Source organism: Bacteroides congonensis, from assembly GCF_900130125.1.
Taxonomy (GTDB): domain Bacteria; phylum Bacteroidota; class Bacteroidia; order Bacteroidales; family Bacteroidaceae; genus Bacteroides; species Bacteroides congonensis.
Genome location: NZ_FQXY01000006.1, coordinates 116199 through 129949, shown reverse-complemented (window position 1 = coordinate 129949; position 13751 = coordinate 116199). Strand labels below are relative to the sequence as shown.

Annotated in this window: 6 protein-coding genes; 1 reads left to right on the top strand and 5 read right to left on the bottom strand. The window is 45.0% G+C overall.

Annotated elements, in window-relative coordinates:
- Positions 1-55: 55 nt before the first annotated feature.
- Positions 56-2827, bottom strand: coding sequence for an excinuclease ABC subunit UvrA (gene uvrA, locus BQ7997_RS00660; RefSeq protein WP_073342510.1), 2772 nt, complete (start codon positions 2825-2827; stop codon positions 56-58).
- Between the two features lie 17 nt (positions 2828-2844).
- On the opposite strand from uvrA, the gene BQ7997_RS00655 reads away from it, so the two are divergent.
- Positions 2845-4431: a glycoside hydrolase family 10-like protein gene (locus BQ7997_RS00655; RefSeq protein ID WP_195406521.1), complete on the top strand. Its 1587-nt coding sequence runs from the start codon at positions 2845-2847 to the stop codon at positions 4429-4431.
- Here BQ7997_RS00655 and BQ7997_RS00650 read toward each other — a convergent pair.
- The 4 genes from BQ7997_RS00650 to purL form a co-directional block, all read right to left on the bottom strand.
- On the bottom strand, positions 4428-4976 hold the full coding sequence (locus tag BQ7997_RS00650) for a chromate transporter (RefSeq protein ID WP_022138353.1): 549 nt from the start codon (positions 4974-4976) through the stop codon (positions 4428-4430). The two genes, BQ7997_RS00655 and BQ7997_RS00650, sit on opposite strands and share 4 nt — an antisense overlap.
- A gap of 51 nt (positions 4977-5027) precedes the next feature.
- Positions 5028-5570 (bottom strand): chromate transporter, encoded by a 543-nt coding sequence (locus BQ7997_RS00645; RefSeq protein WP_073342505.1) that lies wholly within the window; start codon positions 5568-5570, stop codon positions 5028-5030.
- A complete protein-coding gene (locus tag BQ7997_RS00640) occupies positions 5567-9583 on the bottom strand; it encodes a hybrid sensor histidine kinase/response regulator transcription factor (protein ID WP_073342502.1) in 4017 nt (1338 codons plus the stop codon). The genes BQ7997_RS00645 and BQ7997_RS00640 overlap by 4 nt, the downstream gene beginning before the upstream one ends.
- A 273-nt stretch (positions 9584-9856) precedes the next feature.
- On the bottom strand, positions 9857-13561 hold the full coding sequence (gene purL, locus BQ7997_RS00635; protein ID WP_073342500.1) for a phosphoribosylformylglycinamidine synthase: 3705 nt from the start codon (positions 13559-13561) through the stop codon (positions 9857-9859).
- Positions 13562-13751: the final 190 nt, after the last annotated feature.

Genomic DNA, 13751 nt, shown 5'->3' with positions numbered 1-13751 from the left:
AAGGGCTTTATTTATTAGAGTCAGGTTTGATACTCTTTACAGCAATAAACGTTGCTTATCTTAGTTTTTCTTTCAAAAACTGCCCCGTATAGCTTGCTCCGCAAGCAGCCACTTCTTCGGGAGTACCTACGGCTACGATGTTTCCACCTTTGTCTCCGCCTTCGGGACCGAGGTCGATTACATAATCGGCACATTTGATAACGTCCATATTGTGCTCGATAATAACGATGCTGTGTCCCCGACGAATTAGTGCGTCGAAAGCATCCAGCAATTTGCGGATATCATGGAAGTGCAATCCCGTAGTCGGTTCGTCAAAGATGAACATGGTAGGGTCTGCTTTCTCCTGGCTTAAATAGAATGCCAGTTTCACGCGCTGGTTCTCACCGCCGGAAAGGGTGGAAGAGGATTGTCCCAGTTTGATATATCCTAATCCTACGTCCTGTAATGGGAGCAGCTTCTTCACTATTTTCTTCTGTCCATGTTCATTGAAGAATTCAATAGCCTGGTTCACGGTCATTTCCAATACATCATAGATACTTTTATCATGGAATTTCACTTCCAATGTGTCGGACTTGAAACGTTTTCCGTGGCAGGATTCACATTCCAGTACCAGGTCTGCCATGAACTGCATCTCTACGGTGATTGTTCCGTCACCCTTACATTCTTCGCAACGTCCGCCTTCGCTGTTAAAACTGAAGAATCCGGCTGTATAACCCATTTGTTTGGCTAAAGGCTGCTCAGACCATAGTTTACGGATTTCATCATATGCCTTGATATAAGTCACCGGGTTGGAACGTGATGATTTGCCAATCGGGTTCTGGTCTACAAATTCTACATTCCTCAGGTCGCGCAGGCTACCACCGATAGAGGAGAATTCTCCCGGACGGTCACTACATTCATCCAGTTCACGCTTCAGTGCCCGGAAGAAAATATCCCGTACCAGCGTACTCTTGCCGGAACCGGAAACTCCGGTAACAACTGTCATTACGTTAAGCGGGAAACGGGCGTCCACACCCTTCAGGTTATTTTCGCGCGCGCCTTTTAATTCTATATAATTGTTCCACGGACGGCGATGTTCGGGAACGGGAATTTCTTCTTCTCCCAAGAGATAACGCACCGTGTGGCTGTTACTTCCTTTTTTCAAGTCTTTCATGTCGCCTTGATAAACGACTTTTCCCCCCAAACGTCCGGCATTAGGGCCTATGTCGATGATGTAATCTGCGGCACGGATAATCTCTTCGTCATGTTCCACGACTACTACTGTGTTGCCTAACTGTTGTAGTTGGCGTAATACATAAATCAACCGATCCGTGTCACGACTGTGAAGGCCGATACTTGGCTCATCGAGGATATAAAGGCTACCTACAAGGCTGCTTCCCAATGATGTTGCCAAATTGATACGCTGGCTTTCTCCACCGGAGAGGGAATTGCTTAAACGGTTCAAGGTCAGGTAACCCAAACCTACATCAATCAGGAAGTGGATACGGTTGTTGATTTCAATAAGGATACGGCGGGCTACGTCGCTGTCGTGCTCGTTGAGTTCCAGACCGTCAAAGAACTGCTTTAATTCCGTGATTGGCAAATCTACCAGTTCGGAGATATTCTTACCTCCGACCCGTACATATCCGGCTTCCGGTTTCAGACGTGTGCCGTGACATTTCGGACAAAGCGTCTTTCCCCGATAACGTGCAAGCATCACACGATATTGTATTTTGTATTGATTCTCTTCCAACATCTTGAAAAAATCGTTGATGCCGTGGAAGTACTGGTTACCTTCCCAAAGCAGACGACGTTGTGCATCCGTCAACTCAAAATAAGGCGTGAAAATCGGGAAATCGAACTTTTCCGCATTATGGATGAGTTCTTCTTTCCATTCTCCCATCTTCTCGCCGCGCCAGCATACAATAGCTCCTTCGTATACGGATAAAGAACGGTTCGGCACAACCAAATGCTCGTCGATACCGATCACTTTGCCGAATCCTTCGCAGGTAGGGCAGGCGCCGATAGGAGAGTTGAACGAAAACATCTGGTCGTTCGGCTCTTCAAAGACGATGCCGTCCGCTTCGAATTTCGTGCTGAAAGTGTGTAGCTTCGTTGTTCCGTCCGAAAGATAGAAACGTAACATACAGGTTCCGTCACCTTCATACATGGCTGTTTCGGCAGAGTCGGTCAACCGGCTCATGGCATCCTTGGTGTTGGCTACCGCCATACGGTCTACCAGCAGATAGACTTTATCACCTGCCACGGGTGTATATTCATCTATACGTTTCATTTCACCGTTCACTTCGATACGGTTGAAACCCTGTTTCAGGTCTATTTCCAACTGTTGTTGCAGGGTGCGGTCTTCACGCAGACGGATTGGTGTCAGCACCGTATATCTTGTACCTTCCGGATACGAGAGCATGCAGTTGACAATATCTTCCGTCGAATGTTTCTTCACTTCCTGTCCGCTGACGGGGCTGTATGTTTTCCCCACGCGGGAATACAACAGGCGGAGATATTCATAAATCTCAGTCGAAGTCCCCACTGTAGAACGCGGGTTGCGGCTATTCACTTTCTGCTCGATGGCAATGGCGGGCGGAATCCCTTTGATAAAGTCACATTCCGGCTTGCTCATTCGCCCCAGAAACTGGCGCGCATAGCTGCTCAAACTTTCTACATAGCGGCGTTGTCCCTCTGCATAGAGGGTATCAAAAGCGAGGGAAGATTTGCCGGAACCCGATAATCCGGTGATTACAACAAGTTTGTTGCGTGGTATATCTACATCGATGTTTTTCAGGTTGTTTACTCGTGCACCCTTAATCGAAATATAGTTATTTTCTGACATAAAATACTCCTTGTTTTATGGTAGTCGGCAAAGTTAGCGAATTTATCGGGAGTTTGTATTATCTTTGCGTCACATTATTACGATTTAAGAATATTATGAAGCTGAAAAACTATCTTTTACTTTTAGCTCTTCTTCTTGCGGTAGGAGTGAGGGCGCAGGTGCCAACCGGCAATAAATATCCCAAACGTGAATTTCGTGCAGCATGGATACAGGCTGTCAACGGGCAGTTCCGGGGGATTCCTACCGAACGGCTGAAACAGACATTGATTAGTCAGTTGAACTCTCTCCAGGGAGCCGGCATTAATGCTATCATCTTTCAGGTACGTCCCGAAGCGGATGCACTGTACGCTTCACAACATGAACCGTGGAGCCGTTTCCTGACCGGAACGCAAGGACAGATTCCTTCTCCTATGTGGGATCCGATGCAGTTTATGATTGAAGAATGCCAGAAAAGGAATATGGAGTTTCATGCCTGGATTAATCCTTATCGTGTGAAGACTTCGTTGAAGAATCAGTTGGCACCGGAACATATTTACCACCAGCACCCTGAATGGTTCGTTACTTATGGCGATCAGCTATACTTCGACCCGGCACTTCCCGAAAGCCGGGAATACATCTGTAAGATCGTGACCGATATCGTGTCCCGCTATGATGTGGATGCTATCCATATGGATGATTATTTTTATCCTTATCCGGTGAAAGGATTGGACTTTCCGGATGATGCGAGCTTTGCCCGTTATGGGGGCGGATTCACGAACAAGGCTGACTGGCGTCGTAGTAATGTCAATGTGTTGATAAAGAAGCTTCACGAGACTATCCGCGGGATAAAGCCGTGGGTGAAGTTCGGTATCAGTCCGTTTGGTATTTATCGTAATCAGAAGAGCGATCCGTTGGGAAGTAATACGAACGGTTTGCAGAATTATGATGATTTGTATGCCGATGTCCTGCTTTGGGCACGTGAGGGATGGATTGATTATAATATTCCGCAGATATATTGGGAAATCGGTCATAAGGCAGCCGATTATGAGACGTTGGTGAAATGGTGGGCTACCCATTCGGAAAACCGTCCGTTGTTTATCGGTCAGTCTGTGCCGAACACTATCCAGCATGCCGACCCGCAGAATCCTTCCATCAACCAGCTTCCACGAAAGATGGCTTTGCAGCGTGCTTATCAGACGATTGGCGGTAGCTGCCAATGGTATGCGTCGGCTGTTGTCGAAAATCAGGGAAGATACCGTGATGCTTTAGTGAGTGAATATCATAAATATCCTGCATTGATTCCTGTCTTTGACTTTATGGATGACAAGGCTCCGGGCAAAGTGCGCAAGATGAAAAAGGTATGGACAGAAGATGGTTATGTCCTTTTTTGGACTGCTCCGAAAGCAGAAACAGAAATGGATAAGGCTGTCCAATATGTAGTGTACCGCTTTGGCGGAAAAGAAAAAGTGAACCTTGACGACCCTTCGCATATTGTAGCTATCACCCGCAATCCTTTCTACAAACTTCCATACGAAACTGGAAAAACGAAACACCGTTATGTGGTAACGGCTTTGGATCGCCTTCATAATGAATCGAAGTCTGTAAGTAAGAAAGTGAAGCTTTAGTAAAGCAGCAATCCTGCAATACCGCAGGCAATAATCATCAGAATCGGATTTGCTTTATATTTTCTTGTTCCGATAAAAGCTATCAGGAATATAATGACGCTGATAACGAACGAATAAGTGTCTTCCGTAGGTGAACCGAAATTCTCTACATTCATTAATACCAGTGCGGCAGAAGCCAGTAGTCCTACGACTGCTGGTCGCAGCCCGCTGAAGATGGATTCTACTACCGGATGTTTCTGGTATTTCAGAAAGAATTTACTGATAGTCAGCATTAAGATAAAAGAGGGGAAAACTACCGCAAAAGTGGCAATGATAGAACCCCAAACGCTGCCTGTCGAAGTAAACCCAACATAGGTCGCTGCATTGATACCTATCGGCCCCGGTGTCATCTGACTGATGGCGACTATATCTGTGAACTCCTGCGAACTTACCCATCCGTAGCGGGTTACCACCTCGCCTTGAATCATGGAAAGCATGGCATAACCGCCACCGAAGCCGAAAAGTCCGATTTTGAAAAATGTATAGAATAACTGTATGTAAATCATGTGATTAATAATTTATTATATAATAATCCGTGCCTTCTCAACTCTCCGTTCTCAACTCTCAACTTTTCTTAATTTTCCCCAAAGGAAACCACCTACACCCGCAGCAATAATAATCCAGATCGGCGAGAAGCCCAGCAGCCAGATAAGCAGTGCTGAAACAACGGGAATCCACAGATTGTAGCGGTTGATTTTGGCTGACCGCCCCATTGTAAAGGTCGGTGCGGCGATAAGTGCCACTACTGCCGGACGGATACCTTTGAAGATACGCTCCACTATCGGATTATCCTTAAAACTATGAAAGAACAGGGCGATAGCCAATATAATAATGAAAGAAGGAAGAATCGTTCCTAATGCCGTGACAATGCTTCCCCGGATGCCGCGCAACTTATATCCTATAAAAATGGAAATATTAACCGCCAGGATGCCGGGGGCGGACTGGGAGATGGCCAACAGGTCGATAAAGTCTTCCTGCGCTATCCATTTCCGCTTGGTCACAATTTCATTTTCGATGAGTGGTACCATTGCATACCCGCCGCCAATGGTAAAAGCGCCTATTTTAAAAAAGATTCCAAATGATTCGAGATAAATGTTCATTCTTCTTTTTCTCCTTCTTCTTTGTTTGTTACTGCTTTTTTTGTTTTGAAGTATTGACTGGGACTTACGTTGTAATGCTTCTTGAATACTTCACGGAAGTACTTGGCATCACTGAATCCTGTCATCTCCGCTATTTCCGTTATGCTGTGTGCGTCTTCTTTGAGTAATTTTACGGCACGTTTCAGGCGAATCAGCCGGATGTAATCTCCGGGTGACTGGTCGGTCAGTGCTCTTAGTTTATTGTAGAAACTGGTACGGCTCATACCCATCAGGCTACAAAGCACATCTACTGTAAGAGCTGGGTTATCTATGTTGTCTTCCACATTCTTCTTGACACTTGCGATGAACTTCCAGTCAATATCCTGTGAACAATTGATGCAATCTTCATCGTTCTCTTCGTCTTCCAGATCCAGGCTTGCATACTTGCTGCGCAAAAGGGCGCGGTTTGCCAGCAGATTGGATATATTTGCCTTTAGAATACCAATATTGAACGGTTTCACTACATACTCGTCTGCGCCGATGTTAAGTCCTGCAAGAATATCCTTCTCGTTGTTGAGAGCCGTCAGCAGGATAACAGGGATGTGTGATGTCTCGATATTGTTCTTGATAACTTTGCACAACTCATCCCCCCGCATTTCCGGCATCATGATGTCGGAGATAACCAGTTCCGGTTTATATTCGGGAATAATAGTCAACGCTTCTTTTCCGTTGGAACAAACCTGGATGGTATAGTCTCCGGATAATGTTTGTGATAGGTAGTTACGTAACTCATCGTTATCTTCCACAATTAAGACTCGTTGGTGACCTGCATTTTCTTTCTTTTGCGCTGTTTCATAAATCTCAGGGGATGGAGCTACATCATTGTTGAGGCTTTTGATTTCCTGGCGTTGCTTGCTTGGAGTCGCCAGGTGCGCTTTCCGATAAAGTTTACTGTTTTTCGGGAAAGTGATTTTAATTACGGAACCCTGATTCTCCACACTAGACAGGTTAATCTTTCCTTTGTGCAACCGGACTAATTTCCATACGAGCATCAGTCCGATACCGCTACCGGTCACTTTGGAATTGATGGCGTTACTGCCGCGGAAATGAAGTTTGAACAATTTGCTTTGTTCGCTGGCCGGAATACCGATACCTGTATCCCTGACTTCCACGCTCCACGAATCGGACGTCTCTGAAACGAAAACCTGCACGTTTCCATTTTCCGGTGTATATTTCAATGCGTTTGAAATGATATTCTTGAAGATAGATTCCATCTTCTCCTTGTCAAACCAGACATTCATGTACCTGAAATTACTTTCATAGGTGAAGTTGATATGTTTGATATTGGCATACTGCTGGAATGCGTTGAATATTTCACTCATGAACGTGTTGAGTTCATGTTCCGAAATATATAGCTCGGAAGAATATACGTCCGCTCTTTCGAAATTGATAAGATTAGTCGTGAGACGTAACAGAGAGTTTACGTTACGTAAAGCCGTATTCATATTCGAAATGCCTTCCTTGCTTAATGTCTCTTTTTCGCGAAGTTCTTCTAAAGGTGCTTTGATCAGCGTCAATGGAGTGCGGATGTCATGTGCCGTATTGATGAAGAAGTGTATTTTCTCGTCGGAAACTTTACGCTGCTTTCTTAAAATAAGGATACGCAATAGAATGGCGGCAATGAGGAAAAGTATACCTGCATATAACAGCATCGCCCAGAACGTCAACCAGAATGGTTGGGCAATGATAATATCCATGTTTCTCTCTTCGAGTACGATACGCTTGTCTTCATTAGAGATGGTGCGTACTTTCAGTGTGTATGTTCCCGGTGCAAGGTTGGTGTAACGGATTATACTTTCACTGCTGGGCTTGCTCCATTCTTCGTAGAATCCTTCCAGTTTCCAGGAATAAAGGATGTTGGAAGGATAATCGTAGTTGATGGAAGAAACCTTCAAGGAGAAAATATTCTGATTGTATTTCAATTCCAGTACTTTGGTATCATTGATACTTTCTTTCAGCGGAGAATTTTCATCTCCCGGATAAATAGTCTGATAGAAAAGCTTGAAGTCACTGAAAATCATCTTGGACGAATAGCTTCTGGGTAATTTCATGTCTTTATGAAATTCGATTGCTCCGTCAGAACTTCCGAAGACAAAGTTATTGTTTTTGCGTAATACGCCCGACAACGCATTGAAGTGCGTAGTCATCAATCCCATATCTTCCGTCCAGTTATAAAATTTCTTTTGTTCCGGATAGAAACTCGTCAGTCCGCTCTCTGTACCCATTAATATCTCTTTATCCGCATCCGACAATATGGTATAGATATTATTGGATATCAAAGCGCAGTTCTCCGAGTAGTAATGAGTGAACAGCTTTTTATTAAAATCGTAGATCAAGAGTCCTGAACCGCTTGTACCTATATATAATGACCCGTTCTTTGTCTGATACAGTGAGTAGATATAGGTTGATTCTACCGGCAGCTTGATGCGTTCCCATTTTCCGGATTCCTTGTCCAATAGATATAGCCCCGTGGCACTACCTATCCACATGCTTTTATCATCTTTTTCGACGATGGCGGTGACAGAGTTCAAGCCCGGGTAAAACCGTACATCCTGTGTTTCCAGGCGGATACGTTTCAGGTTGTAAAATCCGCCGGACCAGATGTATCCTTGTGAATCCATGCGGATATCACGAATATATTTGTCAGGCCGCATGCTGGTTTGGGTGTATAGCGGCGGCATGAAATAACTGACTTTAAATGACTTCTTGTCTATTTGGTAAGCACCGGAAGAATAACCGCCTGCCCAAATAGTCCCGGGAGCTACTTCACAAAGGGTGAGGAATATATGGCTCTTATTTTCTTGTGACTTTTCAAATGAACTGAGCACCGAACGCCACTGTCCGGTTTTTGAATTTAAAAAGCTGATACCGTTGTTCGTCGCGAACCATAAATCTCCGTCGCTGTCTTCAATGATTGCATTTACCTGGTCATTGATTAAGGACTGCTTGTTTCCTATGGAGTGTTTTATCCATTTATAACTGGAGTAACGGTTGTTTTGTATGGTTATTCCAATAGGATAATTTGCCAGCCAAATCCTTTCTTCATCATCTACATAAATGTCATTGATACTGTTGCCGTTCATGCCATTATTGTTGTTGTAGTCTGTGATGATGTAAGGTTCTAACTGGAAAGTTTCAATATTCATTTTATGTACACCACCGCCATCCGTTGCTATCAGTAATTCTTTGTCATTCAGTGACTTGAATTTGTTGATACTGATATCTCTCAGATTGTTGTCCGGTTGTACGACAGACTTGATACTCATGTCGTAGATGAAAATGCCCCGAAGGAAAGTTCCTATGAATAGTTTTCCTATCTTTTTGTCGAAGTGCAGGTCGCTGACCTGAACTTTCACGTTCTCCAGTTTATCGCAGTTGATAAGTTCCAGAGTGTCATTTTCCAGTTTGGCATAGTGAATCCCCATTTCCGTACCAATAAAGTAATGCGATTCGTCTATTTGCTCGATGTCGGTGATTTCTTCCTTTATTTCATTTCTGATAGGACACACTTGAGCGGTTGCCGTGTTATAAAGAAAGATTGTTTCTTCATTGCATAGCCATATATGATTATTCCGGTCGAGCCATGCAAAGCTGACCGGAGCAGGCAGGTCACGGAAGTTCTCTATCGGTAACTTGTAGACAAGTTCGAAACGGTCATGGATCTCGTCATATCGGAATATCTTGCCCTTCTTGCCGATTTCCCACAGTACTCCATCCCGGTCTATATACAGCCAGTTGAGGTTTAACAGAGAATTTACTTCTGTGTCACCGTCCATCAACTTATATCGCTTGAAATCTTTTCCGTTGTATCTATCAATACCTTCGTGTGTGAGGAACCACATATAGCCGGTTCTGTCTTTCTGAATGCAATAAACTCGCCTGTTGCTCAACCCATCTTCCACTCCTAGATATTGATACGTCTGAGCGACACAGGTTAAAGGAAACAATAATAATAGAAAAATCCACTTTTTCATACAAATAGGACTTTTAAGGGTTATTGAATCTTATTTTAGAGGGGGAAAGTTTGACAAAATTAAGAAGAATTTTTGATACTGCAAAATTTTAAGGTAAGATTACATGGCTCTTAAAGTGAAGTGGATAAGGTATTTTACCGCTATTTGTATAAGCTGTTTATTTGAGACTGTTTAGTTGCAAAAAAAGGAATTACGGTAGCAAGAGAGAAATGAAGAAAAGGCTGATATTTCAAAAAACACCAGCCTTTCTTAGATGAATTATAAAGGAAAACTTTATTTCACTTTTTCTTCCACCCATTTACGGGCATTGACAAATGCTTCGATCCACGGAGTTACCTGATCGCTGTTCTTGCGATCTGCCGGGTAGCAACCATTTTGCCATGGGAAGATGGAGCGTTCCAAGTGAGGCATGATAGCCAGGTGACGTCCGTCCGCACTAGCCAGTGCTGCGATGGAATAGTCGGAACCGTTCGGGTTAGCCGGATATTCATCATAGCTATACTTCGCTACTACATTATATTTGTCTTCATCATAGGGCAAAGAGAACTTTCCTTCTCCGTGAGCAACCCAAATACCCAGTTTGCTGCCGCTCAAAGAGCCGAACATCACACTGCGGTTTGTCGGGATAGTCAGGCCGAGGAAGCGTGATTCGAACTTATGTGAATCATTGTGCAACATCTTGCCCTGCTTCTTCAGTTCCGGGTTGATAAGGTTGAGTTCCATCATCAACTGGCAACCGTTGCAGACACCTAATGACAGTGTATCTTCACGGGCATAATAGTTATCCAGCGCTTCTTTCGCTTTCGGGTTGAACAGGAATGCGCCTGCCCATCCTTTGGCTGAACCCAGTACGTCAGAGTTGGAGAAACCACCGCAGTAAACAATCATGTTCACATCTTCCAGTGTCTCACGTCCGCTGATAAGGTCGGTCATCGTAACGTCTTTTACATCGAAGCCTGCCAGGTAGAGTGAGTAAGCCATTTCACGTTCGCCGTTTGTACCTTTCTCACGGATGATAGCCGCACGGATACCGCTAGGAGTACGACGATCCGGAGTGATACCATATTGAGAAAGCTTACCCTTGAATTCAGGCATGAACGCGAATTCAACAGGTTGCATCTTATAGTTTTCGAAACGTTTCTTTGCGCAGCCGTTCATAGACTGTTTGCGGTCGAGCAGGTAAGAAGAAGAATACCATACATCACGCATGTAGTCGATACCGAACTGGTAAGTAGCACCGTCCTTAGATACCAGGATGTGGCGTTCGTCAGTCGGTTTACCCAACTTCATGTAGCCTATGCCGGCATTTTCGAGAATCTTCTTCACTTCTTCCTTATGCTTGTCGCTGATCTGGATAACGATACCCGGATTTTCAGCAAACAGAATCTTGATGATATCCTGTTCCTTCATCTTGTCAAGGCTGATTTCCATACCGCCTTCTACATTAGAGAAACACATTTCGAGCAATGTGGTAATCAGACCACCGGCGGAAATATCGTGTCCCGCAAGAATCAACCCTTTGTTTACAAGCTCCTGTACGGCAAGGAAAGCATCACGGAAGTATTCGGCATCCTGTACGCAAGGTACATCGTCGCCTACTTTACCCAAAGATTGCGCGAAAGCGGAACCACCGAGTTTCAGTTCGTCAAAGCTGAAGTCGATATGATAAAGAGTAGTCTTTTCATTGTTTACCAATACTGGAGATACTACTTTCTTCACGTCTGAGACTTCACCGCCTGCAGAGACAATCACTGTTCCCGGAGAAATTACTTTCTCACCGTTCGGGTATTTCTGAGTCATGGACAGAGAGTCTTTTCCGGTAGGCACATTGATTTGCAGAGCGCAACAGAAGTCGCTCAATGCTTTCACAGCTGTGTAAAGACGAGCGTCTTCACCTTCTTGTGAACGGCAGGGCCACATCCAGTTGGCAGACAAAGAGATGCTGTCCATGCCTTCTGCCATCGGAGCCCAAACGAGGTTGGTCAGCGCTTCGGATACGGAAAGGATAGAGCCGGCAGCCGGATCAGCCAATGCAGCTTGCGGAGCATGTCCGATAGAAGTGGCGATACCTTTCTCACCACGGTAGTCGAGTGCTACGACACCACAGTCGCTCAACGGCAACTGAAGTTCACCCTGGCATTGCTGGCGGGCTACCTTACCTGTTACCGAACGGTCTACCTTATTTGTCAACCAATCCTTGCAGGCTACTGCTTCGAGCTGCAATACATTAGTCAGGTATTCGTGAAGTTTGGACAATTCGTATTCCGGCATTTTATAATGACGTTCTACGGTCTTGTCTACCATATAGGTCTTGGGAGAAGAACCGAACATTTGTTCTACGGCAAGGTCGAACGGACGTACACCGTCAGCCTGTTGGAAAGCGAAACGATGGTCGCCGGTTGTTTCACCGACTACGTACATCGGAGCGCGCTCGCGTTCGGCGATTTTGCGTACATGTTCGATAGCTTCTTCTTTAATCAACAGTCCCATACGTTCCTGGCTCTCGTTGGCAATGATTTCTTTTGCCGACAATGTCTTGTCACCGATAGGCAACTTGCTCATGTCAATCAAGCCACCACATTCTTCTACTAACTCGGACAGGCAGTTAACGTGTCCGGCTGAACCGTGGTCGTGGATGGAAACAACAGGATTCACATCTTCTTCGCAAAGGGCACGTACTACGTTGTTGGCACGTTTCTGCATTTCAGCGTTGGCGCGCTGAACAGCATTCAGTTCTATGCCACTGCTGTAACGTCCTGTATCTACTGAAGATACGGAACCGCCGCCCAGTCCGATGCGATAGTTGTCGCCGCCGATTACTACCACCTTGTTACCTGCTTCGGGAGCACCTTTCAGGCAGTCACGCTGTGTACCGTAGCCTACACCACCGGCGAGCATGATTACTTTATCATACCCGTACACTTCTTTGTTCTCCGTATGTTCGAATGTCAGTACGGAACCGCAGATCAGCGGCTGGCCGAACTTGTTTCCGAAGTCGGAAGCGCCGTTGGATGCCTTGATAAGAATCTGTTCGGGAGTTTGGTATAGCCATTGGCGTACCGGAAGAATTTCTTCCCATTCGCGTCCTTCGTCCGTGCGGGGATAAGAGGTCATGTATACAGCAGTACCTGCAATCGGCCATGAACCTTTACCACCACCCATACGGTCGCGTATTTCACCACCTGTACCGGTAGAAGCACCGTTGAACGGCTCTACGGTAGTCGGGAAGTTATGTGTTTCCGCTTTCAGAGAGATAACACTCTTGATGTCTTTCACCTGGAAATAATCAGGTTTGGAGTGGTCTGCCGGAGCGAACTGCTCTACAACCGGCCCTTCTGCGAAGGCTACATTATCTTTATAAGCAGAGATGATTTTATTCGGATTTTCCTGTGTCGTCTTTTTAATCATTTGGAACAGGGAAGATTCCTGCTCTACACCGTCGATGATAAACGTTCCGCCGAAGATTTTGTGGCGGCAGTGTTCGGAGTTAATCTGTGCGAAACCGAAAACTTCAGAGTCAGTCAGTTTACGGCCGAGGTCGTTTTCCACTTTCTTCAGATAGTCCATTTCTTCTTTAGAAAGCGCCAGGCCTTCTTTTTCATTGTACACTTCGAGGTCTTCGATATAGATGATCGGTTCCGGCTGACGGTTGGTCGTGAATACATTTTGGTCGAGTCCCTTGTACATGCGTTGTAGCATTGGGTCGAAGTCGGCATTTTCGTCCTTAACGGGGAAGTACTCCTCGATGCGGCTGATGCCTTCAAGTCCCATGTTTTGGGTGATTTCTACTGCGTTTGTACTCCAGGGAGTGATCATTTCGCGGCGCGGACCGACGAAACAGCCTTTCAGGTTTTCTTCACTTTCCATCACGGCTTCTCCAAAAAGCCAGCAGAGTTTATTACTTTCGTCAGTGGTGAGCTGATGGTTGCTCTCTACGGCAATCACGCTCTTGGAAGGGGTTCTGAAAAAAAGAATCATGTTGTATATTTACGATTTTACGATTTGCAATTTTACGATTGAAGTCTCTGCGGGAGAAACTCTTCTCTTTTTCTGTGGCGCAAAGATAATCAATTTCATTGGTGGTAGGAAAAAATAGGGAGAATAAATTCCTATACCTTATTTAATATGTTTATTTTCGATGTATGTTTTGCTTATTATGGCTATATAT

Excerpts from the sequence above, each read along its gene's own strand:
- BQ7997_RS00655 (WP_195406521.1), top strand. The coding sequence starts at position 2,845 with ATGGTAGTCGGCAAAGTTAGCGAATTTATCGGGAGTTTGTATTATCTT.
- BQ7997_RS00645 (WP_073342505.1), bottom strand. The coding sequence starts at position 5,570 with ATGAACATTTATCTCGAATCATTTGGAATCTTTTTTAAAATAGGCGCT.
- BQ7997_RS00640 (WP_073342502.1), bottom strand. The coding sequence starts at position 9,583 with ATGAAAAAGTGGATTTTTCTATTATTATTGTTTCCTTTAACCTGTGTC.
- BQ7997_RS00650 (WP_022138353.1), bottom strand. The coding sequence starts at position 4,976 with ATGATTTACATACAGTTATTCTATACATTTTTCAAAATCGGACTTTTC.
- purL (WP_073342500.1), bottom strand. The coding sequence starts at position 13,561 with ATGATTCTTTTTTTCAGAACCCCTTCCAAGAGCGTGATTGCCGTAGAG.
- uvrA (WP_073342510.1), bottom strand. The coding sequence starts at position 2,827 with ATGTCAGAAAATAACTATATTTCGATTAAGGGTGCACGAGTAAACAAC.